Genomic DNA, 15,232 nt, shown 5'->3' with positions numbered 1-15,232 from the left:
ACTATTTTACTGTAATATACTCTCTATTTCCTGTATTTCTTCCTCTGAAAAAGCAGTGTTTTGCAACGCCTTCAGGTTATCCATCAGCTGTGCGACCGAACTGGCGCCCACCAGGACACTCGTTACCCGGTCGTCTTTCAGCAGCCAGGCAAGTGCCATTTCTGCAAGCGTTTGGCCACGTTGCTTTGCGAGATCATTCAGTTGGCGGATTTTATTTATTTTTTCTTCAGTCACCTGTTCACGTTGCAGGTGGCCCGTAGATTTGGCAGCACGTGAATTTTCAGGGATGCCATTCAAGTATTTGTCCGTCAACAGACCCTGTGCCAACGGCGAGAAAGCGATCATTCCCACTCCTTCCTGCTTCAATAGAGGCAACAGATCAGGCTCGGTCCAGCGATCCAACATCGAGTAGCGTGCCTGATGGATCAGACAAGGTACGTGATATTCCTTCAAAACGGCAAGCGCCTTTTCCGTCTGTCCGGCATTATAGTTCGAGATTCCGACATACAAGGCTTTTCCCTGCCGAACGATATCGGCCAACGCCCCCATCGTTTCCTCGACCGGCGTCTGCGGATCCGGACGATGCGAATAAAAAATATCCACATATTCCAGACCCATCCGTTTCAGGCTCTGATCCAGGCTTGCCATCAGATACTTGCGACTTCCCCAGTTGCCATACGGACCGGGCCACATATCATATCCGGCTTTCGTGGAAATAACAAGCTCATCCCGGTACTGCCCCAGGCCTTTCTTCAGGATACGACCGAAGTTTTCCTCCGCAGACCCGTAAACAGGGCCGTAATTATTGGCAAGATCAAAATGCGTAATCCCATTGTCGAAAGCGGCATACGCTATCTGGATAAAGTTACTGAACACATCCACACTGCCAAAGTTATGCCACAATCCCAGAGAAATGGCCGGTAACAGCAATCCGCTCCGCCCGCAACGCCTGTAAACCATATCGGCATACCGGTTATCATTTGCTTTGTACATTTCCATACGATGATATTTTAGTTACAATGAATCCTTTTTAAGAGATACAAATATAATCAAGAATACCAAAAAGAACGGGCTATTCGGATAAAAACAAAAAAAGGCTATCCATCACGGACAGCCAATCTTCATTGTTAACCTTAAATCTAATACCATGAAAAACACAATGCAAATATAGGCCTTTTATGTTATGTAGCATACACTTTTAGTTGTAAATCTCATTTGTTTAAATCTATTTAACAAAAACATGCTACGTAACATAATTAATCAACACTATTTACAGCAAACTGGAACCCATTTCACCACCAACCACACCTATTCTCAGCCCAAAAAAACGACAATATCCCCCTTAAAAGCCATATATCACATAAAAACCTGATCTACAAAAGTATGCAGAAACAGCTGTTTGTTAAAAAATATTACCCTTGCATGTAATTTGATTTAAACGGGGTAGAAAACTAAAATAGATGCGGTAGTAGTTTCGATTTGGACCAATGGCTTTCTAAAAGATATTACAATAAGGGATTGAAAAAAGACAAGGCGTGTTTTAGAATCAACCGGAAAGAATCATAACCGACATAAAATAAAAAAGGCCATCTTCACAGACAGCCAATCTTCATTGTTAACCTTAAATCTAATACCATGAAAAACACAGTGCAAATATAGAGAGTTTATGTTATGCAGCATAATAATACCACTAAAAAATGCTTTTCCTTAACCTGATTTAACTATCTTATGTTCTACAACATGATTTTTGATACACTTTTAACTCAATTCCTCCCTGCAAAAACAATTGTCACATTGCCGTTGGAGTAATTTACAATCATTGAATAAAAACGATCCAAACAAAAAAAGCGACCGTCCTTTTGGGGACAGCCGCCTTTTTTATTTGGATCACTTAATGACCGGAAAATTCTTATTTGTTGAAACGCTCTTTCAATTTTGCCAGCATATCCTTAGTCATGGAATCCAAGTCATATTCCGGTTTCCAGCCCCATTCCTGACGGGCACATGTATCGTCTAAGGAGTTTGGCCATGATTCTGCGATAGCCTGACGCAACGGATCTACATCATATTCCATCTGGAAGTCAGGAACGTACTTCTTGATGTTGCTGTAGATAATTTCAGGATCGAAACTCATAGAAGCGATGTTGAAAGAGTTACGATGAACGAACTTTGTAGAATCGGCTTCCATAATTTCAATAGCAGCACGCAGACCGTCCGGCATATACATCATATCCATGAATGTACCCTGCTTGATCGGACATACGAACTTCTCACCTTTGGCAGCCGAGTAATAGATATCGACAGCATAGTCGGTCGTACCACCACCCGGAGGTGTCACATAGGAGATAAGTCCCGGAAAACGTACGGAACGCGTGTCGACACCGAAACGGATGTTGTAATAGTCACTCAACAACTCGCCGGAAACTTTTGTAACACCGTACATGGTACGCGGATTACGGATCGTATCCTGCGGAGTCTTGTCCTTCGGCGTGTTATTGCCGAATACGCCGATTGAACTCGGAGTAAATACTGCACAATGCATTTCACGTGCGACTTCCAATACATTGAACAAACCGCCCATACCGATTTTCCAGGCAAGCTGCGGTTTTGCTTCTGCAACGGCCGACAGCAATGCTGCCAGGTTATAAATCGTATCTACCTTATATTTGGACACGGTCTCAGCAATCTGCTGTTCGTTTGTAATGTCGACAATCGCAGAAGGTCCAGACTCCAACAATTCGCCTTTAGGCTCCTGTCCGGGGATGTAACCTGCTACAATGTTTCCACCATAGATACCTCTCAACTTCATGGTTAACTCTGATCCAATCTGACCGGTAGAACCAATTACTAATACATTCTTCATTGCGTTTGATGTTCTTTTAAGTTTTTTCTGCGGCAAAGGTATAGAGAATAAAAACATTCCGGTATGAATTTCTTGTATTTTTTTAGCCTATATATTCAAAAAAAATATGACCTTTGCCGCATCGGCAGACAAATCAGAGACAATAATAAACTGGTTTAAAAAATAAGATTTTGCCACTTGTCTGCGATAAAAGAGATATAATAGTCAACTTAATTAAAAATACTAACAAAAAACAAAGTTATGTACGGTAAACTGAAAGATTTCCTTACTCAGGAACTGGCAAACATCAAAGCTGCCGGATTGTATAAGAACGAGCGTATCATCACCACTCCTCAAAGAGCCGACATTCAAGTAAACGCAGGAAGCGACGTTTTGAACTTCTGTGCAAACAACTACCTGGGCCTGTCTGACAACCAACGTCTGATCAAGGCTGCCAAGGAAGCCATGGACACGCACGGTTACGGTATGTCGTCCGTCCGTTTCATCTGCGGGACACAGGACCTGCACAAACAACTGGAAGCCGCTATCTCCGACTACTTCAAAACAGAAGATACGATTCTGTATGCTGCCTGTTTCGATGCCAACGGCGGTTTGTTCGAACCGTTGTTCACTGAAGAGGACGCAATCATCTCCGACGCATTGAACCATGCATCCATCATCGACGGTGTACGCCTTTGCAAGGCAAAACGCTATCGTTATGCCAATGCCGACATGGCCGACCTGGAACGTTGCCTGCAGGAAGCCCAGGCACAACGTCACCGCATCATTGCAACAGACGGTGTGTTCTCTATGGACGGAAATGTGGCTCCGATGGACAAGATCTGCGAACTGGCAGAAAAATACGATGCTTTGGTAATGGTCGACGAATCCCACTCTGCCGGTGTCGTTGGTCCGACAGGACACGGTGTGGCTGAACAATATAATGTATACGGAAGAGTCGATATCTTCACTGGTACGTTAGGTAAAGCATTTGGTGGCGCTATGGGTGGCTTCACGACCGGAAAGAAAGAGATCATCGATATGCTGCGTCAGCGCTCCCGCCCTTATCTGTTCTCCAACTCTGTCGCTCCTGCTATCGTAGGCGCCAGCCTGGAGATGTTCAAGATGCTGAAAGAAAGCGATGCTCTGCACACGAAACTGATGAACAACGTCAGCTACTTCCGCGAAAAGATGCTGGCTGCCGGTTTCGACATCAAACCGACTCAGTCCGCCATCTGTGCCGTTATGCTGTATGACGCTAAACTGTCACAGGATTTCGCTGCCAAGATGCAGGAAGAAGGCATCTATGTAACCGGCTTCTATTATCCGGTAGTACCGAAAGACCAGGCCCGTATCCGCGTACAGTTGTCCGCAGGCCACGAAAAAGAACATCTGGATAAAGCAATCGCTGCATTTATCAAGGTCGGAAAAGAACTGAACGTAATCAAATAAGTTTATTCTTAAAACAAATACAAGAGGCGAAGACTGAAAACGGTCTTCGCCTTTTTTATTTAAATGAGCTATTCGTCAGAATAAAAGAATTATCTTTGCCCTATCACAAGTAAAATTTTATGCAACTCAGTAACTATCATAGTCATTGTACATTTTGTGACGGACGAAGCACACCCGAAGATTTCGTTAAATTCGCTGTTTCACATGGATTCCGTGCTTACGGTTTCTCTTCCCATTCGCCACTGCCGTTCGAGACATTCTGGAATATGTCGAAAGATGATATGCCCGAATACCTGATGGAGATAGAACGGCTAAAAAAGAAATACAGCGACCGGTTGGAGATATATGTCGGACTGGAAATCGATTTCTTAGACGGGAGTTATAACGCGTCCATCCCCTACTTCCGTAACCTGCCGCTCGATTACCGCATCGGTTCCATCCACTTCCTGCCGGTCGCATGGCCGCTTGCGGAGGGGAATATGGTGTGCATCGACGGTTCCTTCCGGGAATATCAGAAATCTGTCGACACCTATTACGACGGGGATATCCGCAAGCTGGTCACCCACTATTTCAGCTCCACGCTGCAAATGATCGAAGCCGGCGGGATCGACATCGTCGGCCACATGGACAAGATCTACATGAACGGCCATAAGTGCGAAGGCTTCGACCTGCAGGCGGACTGGTATCAAAAGCCGCTCAACGACTGCCTGCACCTGATCGCCGAAAAAGGCCTGATGGTCGAAGTCAACACGAAAAACCTCATGAAGAAACAAGAAACTTATCCGCACATGGATTACCTGCACAGGCTTTGCGAACTGGATATTCCGGTAATGGTCAATTCCGACTGCCACTATCCCGACTTAGTAAACGACGGACGTGCGGAAGCATTCGAGCTGCTCAAAAAGGCAGGCTTCAAATCCACCCGCGAACTGGTCGGCGGGCACTGGCAGGATGTGGCGATCTGATGTATTTGTAATAAGAATGTAATATGTATTTCATTCCATCGAAATACCGAACTGCGTCCTTTGCAGAAATAAATTGTATTTGTAATAAATAAGAAACAAAATTATGGATATGCCGAAGATTCTGGTTGTGGACGATGAAGAGGATTTATGCGAGATCCTCAAGTTCAATCTTGAGATAGAAGGGTATGAAGTCGACACGGCTTTCAGTGCCGAAGAAGCACTAAAGACGGACATTGCCTCCTACCAACTGCTGTTGCTGGATGTAATGATGGGTGAAATATCCGGATTCAAGATGGCTAATATCCTCAGGAAAGACGAAAAAACGGCCGATATCCCCATCATCTTCCTGACTGCCAAAGACACCGAAAACGATATGCTGACAGGCTTCAACCTCGGAGCGGACGATTATATCTCCAAACCTTTCTCCATCCGCCAGGTGGTGGCACGCGTGAAGGCCGTCCTGCGCCGCACGTCGGACAAGGAGAAAGTGCAGGAAAACGAATGCCTCAAATACGAAACCCTTTCGCTCGACCTGAAGCGTATCAAAGCCTACGTCGACGGGCAGGAAGTCCCGCTCACCAAAAAGGAATTCGAGATATTGAAACTCCTCTTGGAAAACAAAGGGAACGTATTCTCGCGCGAAGAAATCCTTTCCAGAATATGGAAAGACGAAGTTTATGTGCTCGACCGCACCATCGACGTCAACATCACCCGCCTGCGCAAGAAGATCGGGCCGTACGGCAAGAACATCGTGACGCGCCTCGGGTTCGGTTATTGCTTTGAAAATTAAAAATTGAAAAATAAATGACCGATCACCTGTTTTTTTATATGCCAAGATTATGGTCAAGATAGAATCAACGACAAATAGCCGGATACCGTTCAGCCAACGGCTCTTCTGGTCGATATTCGCCATGTTCCTGGGGTTCACGGTCTGCTTTTTGCTGTTCCAATACCAACGGGAGCGGGAATTTGCCCAGGAGAAGTTGAACAACGTGTTGGGGAATTACAACTACCAACTGTTCCGCCGCACGCAGCAGGCCGGAGATATCAACAAAGTGGTCCACCAGTTCATCGGCGACATCCCTCAAAAGGACCTTCGCGTCACGATCATCGACCCAGCGGGGAAAGTGCTGTTCGACAACAGCGGCACCGAGGAGTTCAACAACCATAACGACCGTAGCGAGGTGCGCAAGGCACGCCTTTACAACGAGGGATTCGCGATCCGCCAGTCCAACTCGACCGGGAAACGGTATTTCTATACGGCGACAAACATCGGCGGGTATATCTACCGCTCCGCCCTCCCCTGGGACCCCTACACGCAGCGCGTGCTGACGATCGACAAAGACTTCATCTACTTCATGGCGTTGATGACGCTGATATTCTTCTTCGTCCTCTCCCGTTTCACGTTCAGTATCGGGCGGACGATCTCGAAACTGCGCGACTTCGCCCTGAATGTGGAGAAAGACCGCATACCGGAGAGCGAATATGTCTTTCCGAACGACGAGTTGGGGGATATTTCGAAGAACATCGTCGGGCTTTACCACCGCCAGCAGAAGGCCAAGGACGAACTTTCGATGGAACGCGAGAAGCTGATCAAGCATTTCCAGTATGCGAAGGAGGGCTTCGCCATGTTCACGTCGGAAGGGAGGGAAATATTGTCCAACATCCTCTACGTGCAGTTCTCGAACCTGATCTCAGACATGCAGATACGGCAGTCGGAGGATGTGATCGACATCCCGGAGCTGGAACCGATCCATATGTTCCTCTCCAAAAACATCCCGAACACGAGCCGTAAGCGCAAAGTACTGCGCGAATCGGTCACGGTGGACAAGAACGGAAAGATTTTCCTGATCGAATGCATCCTGTTCCTCGACAACAGCTACGAGATTTCCATCAACGACATATCCCGCCAGGAGGAAGAGAGCCGGATGAAACGACAGCTGACACAGAACGTGGCGCACGAGCTGAAAACGCCTGTCAGCAGCATCCAAGGTTACCTCGAAACGATCATCAGCAACCCGGAATTGCCGGACGACAAACGCCAGTTCTTCCTCGAACGTTGCTACTCGCAGAGCACGCGGCTCACGGGGCTGCTGCGCGACATTTCGGTATTGAACCGCTTGGACGAGGCTTCTGAAATGTTCGAACTGTCGGAAGTGAACATCCGGAAATTAGTCGGCGAGATCGAGAAGGAATGCTCGAAGGAGATGGAGGAGAAGAAGATCACGACAGAGGTGATCCTTCCGGGCGACCCGTCGGTCTATGGCAACTATTCGCTGCTCTACTCGATCTTCCGCAACCTCTACGACAATGCGATCGCGTATGCGGGCGAAGGCATCCGTATCACGGTGAATTGCTACAAGGAGGACCCGAAGTTCTACTACTTCAGCTTCTCGGACAATGGTGTAGGTGTCTCGGAAGAACACGTGAACCGTATTTTCGAACGTTTCTACCGCGTCGACAAGGGCCGCAGCCGAAAGGTGGGCGGAACCGGCCTGGGACTTTCCATCGTCAAGAACGGCGTAAACTTCCACAAGGGGCAGATCTCCGCCAAGAGCGGGCTGGGGAAAGGGATGACGTTCTTCTTTACAATAAAGAAGAAAATTTGATTCGTTACTTTTGGATCAAGCCAAAAGTAACTATTCCTTCACGCTATCCACCGGATTCTCATTCGCCGTCCGCCAGTTCTGGAAGGAGACAGTCAGGAAGGTGACGAGGAAGATGATGCCGAAAGCCAGGGCGAACACCCACCAGTAGACAGGCGTACGATAGGCAAAGTTTTCGAGCCAGCCGGCGGCGGACAGGTAAGCGACAGGCGTGGCAAGGATAAAACAGACCACGACGATAGTAAGATATTTGCGATTAAACATCAGCAGGATATCCGTCACCGTCGCCCCGTAGACTTTGCGGATACCGATCTCCCGGCGGCGGTATTCCGTCTCGAAGATCACCAAGCCGAAGACACCGACGACCGAGATTAGGATCGCCAGCAAGCTCGCCCCCGTCACCATCTTCTTCACAAACTCCTCGCGGTGGTAAAGCCGGTTATAAAGCGAGTCGTAAAACTCGACTTCCAACGGATAGGAAGCATCCAACCCCGCCACCACCTCGCGAAGACGATCGACCGCCTTGGTCACATCCGCCCCCGCCCTGAGACGAATATAGGCATAGCTCAACCACTGGAATTTATTGTCGGGCGAGACGCAGAAGGCGATGTTCTGTTCCTCCTCCCGGAGTGAAGTCAGCGCCACATCGCCTATAAAACCGGTGATTCGTCCCGGTCCCCACCCCATGTCGACCATCTCCCCGACTTCAAGCCCGTTTGCCCGGCGGGCCGTCTCGTTGAATATAAAATGAAAATTACCATCCTTGTCGTCCGACGGCGAAAAACGGTTGCCGTCGGTCACCTCGATCCCCATCACATCCAGAAACGAAGGGGAGACACTTAAAAAGAAACCGGGAAAAGCTTCTTCCTTATGTGTAAACTCGTAAGTGGAATACGCATCCTCGCCCCCGACCTTCTGGGCAGAGAAAGCGACTCCTTCTATATCAGGATATTTCATCAACTGACCGGTAAAAGCGTCCTTATGCTTGATGCATAAATCCCGGCTGAGCTCGGTAATCAAAATCTGATCCTGGTCGAAGCCGAGCGCATAATGGCGCATGAAATAGTTCTGTAACTGAATGATACATGCCCCGACAATCAGAGCGACGGAGACGATATACTGGAAACCGATCAACGCCGTGCGCAACCTGCGTCCGTTCTGCGATAGCCCGAAACTCCCTTTCAGCACTAATGCCGGCGGGAAAGAGGTGATATAATAAGCCGGATAGACACCCGCCAGGACACCCACCAAAAAGGCGATCGCCCCCGTCCCCAGCACAATGGAAAGGTTCGGCAGCAAACGGATATCCGCCTCCACAAACGACAAGTATTGTCCCCTGTCCAACAAATAGACCCAGACGAGCGCCAGTAGATATGCCATCAGGCAAATCGCCGCCGCCTCTACCAACAACGACAGGCGGAGCGTACCGACCGGGCTCCCCAGCACCTTCTGCGTATTGATGCTCCGGATGCGCATCGGGGTGAGCGCGGTACTGAAATTCATATAATTGACCGCCGCAATCAACAGGATCAGCCAGGCAATAAGAAAGAGCAGGCGCACCGTTTCGGGGCTTTGCGTCCTAATAGGGCTGCTTCCCCATATGTCCTGCATATTCATATAATGAAGTTCTTCAAGCGGAAGTAACCGGAGATGGAGATTTTCACATCCCCAGATTTGCGAGAAATCGAACGTCCGATTGAAATTGTCCTCCACCGCCTGGGCGGATTCGGGGCTGTCGAGGAGCAGGTAGCAGAGCCAGTTCGACCCGCCCCACTCAGTAGGTTTCCGGAAAGAGGCATCTATCGTGGAGTAGATCGTATTGCCCAACTGCGTATTATCCGGAAAATCACGGTAGACGCCACCCACTGTCAGGTCGCGGCCGGCTTTCGTCCATACGTCCTCCTTGAAATGAATCTGCCGTCCTACAGCCGGTTCGTCGCCGAACATCCGGCGCGCCATGCTTTCCGGAATAATCGCCTTTTCGGGATCGGTGAGGCAATCTTTGTCCCCCTCGACAAAAGAGAACCCGAACATATCCACGATAACAGGGTGGCAGGTCGTCACCTTCTCGCGAAAACCTTCTGCGTCGCTTCCTTCGCCAACCGAGAGGTAGTTCCGTTTGTCATACGGGGTGATCATCGTCCCGGCCTCGATATGGGGAGAGGAGGCGATCAGCACGTCGGAGAAAGCCCCAGGGTAGATCACGCGGCCGTTCGCCATCACGCTGTCGCAGAGTTCGGCTAAGAAGATCCGTCCCGCCTTCGGGTGGCAACGGTCGAAACTATGGTCATGACTAACCTGCATCATGATGACCAAAAATGCCGTAAAAGCAACGGACAAACCTATGACATTCAAGCCGACTGCCATCTGGAAACGCCTGAGGACGCTCAAAAAATTACGCAAAAGTGTTTTCATCATTTTTCTTTTTCAATTATTCTTCACGCTCTCCACCGGATTCGCATTCGCCGCATTCCAGCTTTGGAAAAATACCGCCAAGAAGGAGATCAGGAGGCAGAACAACCCGGCGGCGATAAAGATCAACGGCGTGAGCGCGATCCGATACGAATAGTCCGAGAGCCATTTATCCATGAAATACCAGCTCAGCGGCGTTGCAATCACGAACGCTACCCCGACATACATCAGGAACGTACCGACCAGGCGGACTAAGATCCCCCGGTTGTCCGAACCGAACACCTTGCGGATCGCCACCTCCTGCGAACGTTGCAGGATGAAATAGGTCGACATCGCCAGCAAACCCAACAACGAGATCAGGATCGCGATGCAGGCGAAGATCACCACGATCTTGGCCAGACGGATCTGCGACTCGAAATGCTCCTGGATGCCCTGGTCAATAAACTGCCCCTCGAAAGGAATACCCGACACCTCCTCGAAGACTTTGCGCACGGACTCATATGCCTCGACAGGATCACCCTGTACCTCGACCACATAGTCCCACGGCCACCAGCCGGATTCCGTATTCCGGAAACGGAACATCACCGGTGAATTTTCCTGCGTGATGTCCCTCAACTGGAAATCACGGATCACCCCTAAGATCGGGGTCGCATTTTCTTCCATTCTGAAAGAAGGGGCATCTTCCGGCAATTCCATCTGTTTAAAAGCCAGCTCGTTCAAATACCAGCCTCCATCGGCGTTAGCCATCCGGTTGTCCGACTTGATTTCGAAACCGAAGATGTGGAAAGCCGCACTGTCGACCTGCACTTGCTGGAAGCTGAGCGATTTGCCTTCATAGGTTCCGCTCATATTATTCGTCCCGCTCGAAGGCGTCCCGTTGCTGTGACCGACGACCTTGACCATCGGCAGCTGGCGCAACATATCTTCCGCCCGCTCCATCTCGCTCTTCGAACGGAAAACGTTATCCGATTCGATGATGTTCGTCGTATTATAGCCCAACGGAGCATGGATCAGATGGTCGATCTGGAGATACATCGTCAGTGAGGCAGCGATCATGGCGATCGTAATCACATTCTGAAACGTGATAAAGACCTTGCTGAACACCATCTTCGTCTGCCGGCGGAATGTCCCGCGCACCACGTCGATCGGCTTGGCCGACGAAATCATCAAGGCCGGAAGGAGTCCCGACAAGGCTCCCGTCAGCACGATAAACGCAACGATCGCCCCTATCCAAAGCGGTGTCGCCAGCACATCGAACGTCAAGCGCACCTGCAACAAATCATTGGCATACGGCAGCGCCGCCTTGGCGAACATCAGTCCGATAACAAACGAAACGACTGTCAGGAAAGTAGCCTCCAGCATCAACCGCAAGAACAGTTCCACACGCGAAGAACCTAAAAGGCGGCGTGTCGCCATCTCTTTCGCCCGCTGGCCGGCCTGTGCCACCGTCAGGTTGATATAGTTGATGATCGCAAAAATCAGGATCAGAATACCGACGGACATCAGGACCAATGAAAAGCGCTTGTCGCCTTGGTTCAAATTATGCGTCTCCGTATTTCCGAAATAGATCTCCGAAAGGGGAACAATGCGCACCTCCTTCATGAAATCCATCTTGTAAAGCCAATACCGCTCTTTGAAAAAGCTCAGTATCTCATCCGCCCGTCCCTGCAAGTCCATTCCCGGCTTCAGCAACAGAAACGAGACACACGAACCGGCATTACCCGGATTCGTCTTCGACAATGACTGGTTGAATTCCGTCACCCTCTCGATACGCACCAACAGGTCCGTATTCGGAATCACCGAACGGTTGATGTCTTCCATGACACCGATTATCATGACATTAGTCGAGTCGCTGATGCGCAAACTCTTCCCGATCGGATTATCATTACCGAATACCTTCCGGGCAAAGCTTTCCGAAACAACCGCGCTGTATGGATCTTCCAAAAGCCGGTCACGGTCACCATCAAGCACCTTGAACGAAAAAAGGTCGAAAAACGTTGAATCCACATAGGCAAGATCGGCTGTCAACTTCTTATCGCCATAAAAAATCTGTTTACCCTTTCCCTGATCCAGAATGACCGGGCAGACTTTTTCGATCTCCGGATAACGTTCTTCCAACCAATAGGAAACCGGGACGGCCGATTCCAAAAAGGATTCATTGCCAACGGTGACGATCCGATCGTAATTCGCCTGCTGCTTGTCGATATTCAATTCCCGTTCCACATATACCGCAATCAGGATCACGAACATCAGTGAAACAGACAGCCCGAAGACGTCTATCGCCGTGTACCCCTTGTTCCGGCTCAGGAATTTCAGAAAAGATTTTATATCTAATAGATTGCTCATAATGTTACTCTTAATTAAGCGATATATCCGACTTTCACAAGCCGGATATATCTGCAAAAAACAATTTGAATGTGTCTATGTGTTACTTACAAAAAAATTAAATGAATTCGCTTACAGACGATACGATGCTACCGTCGAACAGGTTAATCACACGGTGGGCAAAGCTCGCGTCGTGTTTGGAGTGAGTTACCATAACAATAGTGGTTCCTTCTTTGTTCAATTCGGTCAGAAGTTGCATCACTTCGGCGCCGTTCTTGGAGTCTAAGTTACCGGTCGGCTCATCGGCGAGGATGATCTTCGGGTTCGAAACGACGGCACGGGCGATGGCAACACGCTGTTGCTGGCCTCCGGAGAGCTGCTGCGGGAAGTGGCTGGCGCGGTGGCTGATGTTCATGCGTTTCAGAATGTCGTTGACCATCTGCTTGCGCTCGCTTGCCTTCACCTTCAGATAGGTAAGCGGCAACTCCACGTTTTCAAATACATTCAGTTCGTCGATCAGGTTGAAGCTCTGGAACACGAAACCGATATTTCCTTTACGTACCTGCGTACGTTCTTTTTCTTTCAGGTGGCCGACTTCCTTGTCTGCCAGGTAATAGTCGCCCGATGTCGGATTGTCTAACAAACCTAAGATATTCAGCAAGGTGGACTTTCCACAACCGGAAGGGCCCATGATTGCGACAAACTCACCATCCTTAACTTCCATCGACACGCCGTTCAATGCGATCGTTTCCACTTCTTCGGTACGGAAAAACTTACTTAATCCTTCAATTTTAATCATGACTGTATCTATTTTTATTGTTATTACTTCTTCTTGCCTAATTACAGGCAAACAGCGTGCCAAAGTACATAAATTATTTATTTACAGCATCATAATGATTTCAGTATTTTCCGGGAGTGTCTAATTTTTGGACAGTGGTGTAAAGATATTAGACACTTACCGGAAGAAACCGGGGAGAGATTTATCCCCATTCGCTCTCCTCTTTGAAGTCGAAACGTTCGATCTTCGTGACTCGTATTTCTCCGTTCCGAAGCATGTACTCGTTTCCTTTAAACTTTTTGTTCAGATCTTCCAATGAAAAAGAGAGATCCGAAGTCCCGACTGCAAAACGGTAGAAAGACGGCATAACTTTACCGTCGATTTTCGACTCCATTACTTTATAGGCGGCTTCTTTGTCCTTCCTAAAGGCATCGAGAAACTCATCCAGTAATTTCGGATTATCCTTTCTCGAAAATGTGACCGTAATCACCTCTTTTACCGGTTTCTTCGTTTTCCGGTCCTTGTCGTAGATCACATCGACATTTACCTTTTCCATCGACTCGCATTTTTTCATCAATGCATTCAAATTCGTCTGCGCCATCAAATTGCTCGCCCAGCTCCCCGCCATCAGCAGGGTAACTGTCAAAATAAGATTTCTTGTTTTCATACCTTATATTATTAAATGATTTATGAATCATCTCTCCTTATACCTCCTCTCCATCATCTCAATATCCAATTCGAACCGTTCGACTTCGTTTTCTTTCGTTCGGATATTATGCATCGTTTTCTCGTACTGCCGCAAAGAGCGCAGGGCAAGCCGTTCTTTTTCGTACTGTTTCTTTTCGGTTTCCCGGATCACCTTATCCAACTCCCGCGCCACTTCTTCGGGTATCTCCGTCTTCACCCCGTTTCGTATGATGTAGCTGCCGGCATACGGGTTGAATTCATTTTCCTTGCCGCCATCCTCTTTGTTCAAGAACAAGAACAACAACAACGAAGCGGCCACGGCAGCCCCTATCCATAACCACCTTTTGAAGAAAGGGACTTTGCGGACCGGCATAGTAACCTCCTTCTTCGTTTCCACCTCACGGGCGATCCCGGTCTCAAAATAACCGAACACCGGTTTATACCCCCTCAGATGCTCCGGCAAGTCCGGGCGGGCAAAGAAAGCGTAAAGCTCCTGCTCCTCGGCATTGGATGTCTCCCCTTCGAAGAAACGCTCCAACAGATTTTCTATATAGATATATTCGTCTGATTTCATCCTGCTACATTTTTAAGAATAGTTCCTTGACTTTTTTACGGGCTCGCGAGAGGTTTACCCGGACGGCTTCCGGGCTGCTGCCTGTCAGCTCGGCGATCTCCTTCACCTCGAAGCCGTCGACATGCTTCATCCGGAGGATCGTTTGCTGCAATCCGGGCAGCAATTCCATGATGTGCATGACCTGGCTGACACTGTCCTTCTGCTCCAAAGCAACATACGGATTATCGTCTGCAGTGATAACGGCCGAGTCGGACAATTTCTCCTGCCTGTACCGGAACGCCCGGAGGCGGTTCAGGCAAAGATGCTTTGTGATCTGCACGGCAAGCGCCTCCACGCTCTCATAGCGGTCCAGCTCTTCACGGATATACCACATCTTCAGGAAAACCTCCTGTACGACATCCTCCACATCCTGCGGGTCATTCAGCAAGCGGCGGGCACATCCCGACAACTTCCCCCTGAGCGGTACGACTTCTATTTTAAACTGTTCTTGTTCCATTCTATTAAAAAGACACGCCACACAAACAAACGTAACATGATTTATTAAAAAAATACCCGGCAGGTATTTCGATTTACTTACCGGGTATTTTGATT

General features: G+C 48.6%; 12 protein-coding genes. 4 read left to right on the top strand and 8 right to left on the bottom strand.

Annotated features, from left to right (window positions below; genetic code table 11):
* Positions 1-6 precede the first annotated feature (6 nt).
* On the bottom strand, positions 7-999 hold the full coding sequence (gene mgrA / locus ACPYIV_RS03730) for an L-glyceraldehyde 3-phosphate reductase (protein WP_300762362.1): 993 nt from the start codon (positions 997-999) through the stop codon (positions 7-9).
* Between the two features lie 910 nt (positions 1,000-1,909).
* Positions 1,910-2,863 (bottom strand): NAD-dependent epimerase/dehydratase family protein, encoded by a 954-nt coding sequence (locus ACPYIV_RS03725; protein WP_293732377.1) that lies wholly within the window; start codon positions 2,861-2,863, stop codon positions 1,910-1,912.
* 240 nt (positions 2,864-3,103) lie between these two features.
* On the opposite strand from ACPYIV_RS03725, the gene kbl reads away from it, so the two are divergent.
* The 4 genes from kbl to ACPYIV_RS03705 all read left to right on the top strand — a co-directional run bounded on the left by kbl (position 3,104) and on the right by ACPYIV_RS03705 (position 7,868).
* Positions 3,104-4,294, top strand: a complete 1,191-nt coding sequence (gene kbl / locus ACPYIV_RS03720; RefSeq protein WP_293732376.1) for a glycine C-acetyltransferase — start codon at positions 3,104-3,106, stop codon at positions 4,292-4,294.
* A gap of 119 nt (positions 4,295-4,413) precedes the next feature.
* Positions 4,414-5,259, top strand: coding sequence for a histidinol-phosphatase (locus tag ACPYIV_RS03715; protein WP_293732375.1), 846 nt, complete (start codon positions 4,414-4,416; stop codon positions 5,257-5,259).
* 103 nt (positions 5,260-5,362) lie between these two features.
* Entirely contained in the window at positions 5,363-6,049 is a 687-nt protein-coding gene (locus ACPYIV_RS03710) for a response regulator transcription factor (protein ID WP_293740875.1), read from the top strand.
* Between the two features lie 49 nt (positions 6,050-6,098).
* Complete coding sequence (locus ACPYIV_RS03705) at positions 6,099-7,868, top strand: sensor histidine kinase (protein ID WP_293732373.1); 1,770 nt, start codon at positions 6,099-6,101, stop codon at positions 7,866-7,868.
* A 30-nt stretch (positions 7,869-7,898) separates the two neighbouring features.
* Here the strand turns inward: ACPYIV_RS03705 and ACPYIV_RS03700 are convergent, their stop codons facing one another.
* From ACPYIV_RS03700 to ACPYIV_RS03675, 6 genes are all read right to left on the bottom strand, one after another.
* Positions 7,899-10,280, bottom strand: a complete 2,382-nt coding sequence (locus tag ACPYIV_RS03700) for an ABC transporter permease (protein WP_425886492.1) — start codon at positions 10,278-10,280, stop codon at positions 7,899-7,901.
* Positions 10,281-10,292: 12 nt separating this feature from the next.
* A complete protein-coding gene (locus ACPYIV_RS03695) occupies positions 10,293-12,623 on the bottom strand; it encodes an ABC transporter permease (protein WP_425885602.1) in 2,331 nt (776 codons plus the stop codon).
* Between the two features lie 97 nt (positions 12,624-12,720).
* On the bottom strand, positions 12,721-13,401 hold the full coding sequence (locus ACPYIV_RS03690; RefSeq protein WP_293672642.1) for an ABC transporter ATP-binding protein: 681 nt from the start codon (positions 13,399-13,401) through the stop codon (positions 12,721-12,723).
* A 181-nt stretch (positions 13,402-13,582) separates the two neighbouring features.
* On the bottom strand, positions 13,583-14,047 hold the full coding sequence (locus ACPYIV_RS03685; RefSeq protein ID WP_293732370.1) for a DUF5024 domain-containing protein: 465 nt from the start codon (positions 14,045-14,047) through the stop codon (positions 13,583-13,585).
* Positions 14,048-14,074: 27 nt separating this feature from the next.
* Positions 14,075-14,641 (bottom strand): hypothetical protein, encoded by a 567-nt coding sequence (locus ACPYIV_RS03680; RefSeq protein ID WP_293732369.1) that lies wholly within the window; start codon positions 14,639-14,641, stop codon positions 14,075-14,077.
* A gap of 4 nt (positions 14,642-14,645) precedes the next feature.
* Positions 14,646-15,137, bottom strand: coding sequence for an RNA polymerase sigma factor (locus tag ACPYIV_RS03675; RefSeq protein WP_300762370.1), 492 nt, complete (start codon positions 15,135-15,137; stop codon positions 14,646-14,648).
* Positions 15,138-15,232: the final 95 nt, after the last annotated feature.

The sequence above is a fragment of the Parabacteroides vesiculifaciens genome (assembly GCF_049860805.1).
Taxonomy (GTDB): domain Bacteria; phylum Bacteroidota; class Bacteroidia; order Bacteroidales; family Tannerellaceae; genus Parabacteroides.
Note: the sequence above shows the minus strand (reverse complement) of the source record. Positions and strands in the feature narration are given on the sequence as shown.

What these genes read in the sequence shown, in the direction of transcription:
- mgrA (WP_300762362.1), bottom strand. Translation starts at nt 999, where the DNA reads ATGGAAATGTACAAAGCAAATGATAACCGGTATGCCGATATGGTTTAC.
- ACPYIV_RS03725 (WP_293732377.1), bottom strand. Translation starts at nt 2,863, where the DNA reads ATGAAGAATGTATTAGTAATTGGTTCTACCGGTCAGATTGGATCAGAG.
- kbl (WP_293732376.1), top strand. Translation starts at nt 3,104, where the DNA reads ATGTACGGTAAACTGAAAGATTTCCTTACTCAGGAACTGGCAAACATC.
- ACPYIV_RS03715 (WP_293732375.1), top strand. Translation starts at nt 4,414, where the DNA reads ATGCAACTCAGTAACTATCATAGTCATTGTACATTTTGTGACGGACGA.
- ACPYIV_RS03710 (WP_293740875.1), top strand. Translation starts at nt 5,363, where the DNA reads ATGGATATGCCGAAGATTCTGGTTGTGGACGATGAAGAGGATTTATGC.
- ACPYIV_RS03705 (WP_293732373.1), top strand. Translation starts at nt 6,099, where the DNA reads ATGGTCAAGATAGAATCAACGACAAATAGCCGGATACCGTTCAGCCAA.
- ACPYIV_RS03700 (WP_425886492.1), bottom strand. Translation starts at nt 10,280, where the DNA reads ATGAAAACACTTTTGCGTAATTTTTTGAGCGTCCTCAGGCGTTTCCAG.
- ACPYIV_RS03695 (WP_425885602.1), bottom strand. Translation starts at nt 12,623, where the DNA reads ATGAGCAATCTATTAGATATAAAATCTTTTCTGAAATTCCTGAGCCGG.
- ACPYIV_RS03690 (WP_293672642.1), bottom strand. Translation starts at nt 13,401, where the DNA reads ATGATTAAAATTGAAGGATTAAGTAAGTTTTTCCGTACCGAAGAAGTG.
- ACPYIV_RS03685 (WP_293732370.1), bottom strand. Translation starts at nt 14,047, where the DNA reads ATGAAAACAAGAAATCTTATTTTGACAGTTACCCTGCTGATGGCGGGG.
- ACPYIV_RS03680 (WP_293732369.1), bottom strand. Translation starts at nt 14,641, where the DNA reads ATGAAATCAGACGAATATATCTATATAGAAAATCTGTTGGAGCGTTTC.
- ACPYIV_RS03675 (WP_300762370.1), bottom strand. Translation starts at nt 15,137, where the DNA reads ATGGAACAAGAACAGTTTAAAATAGAAGTCGTACCGCTCAGGGGGAAG.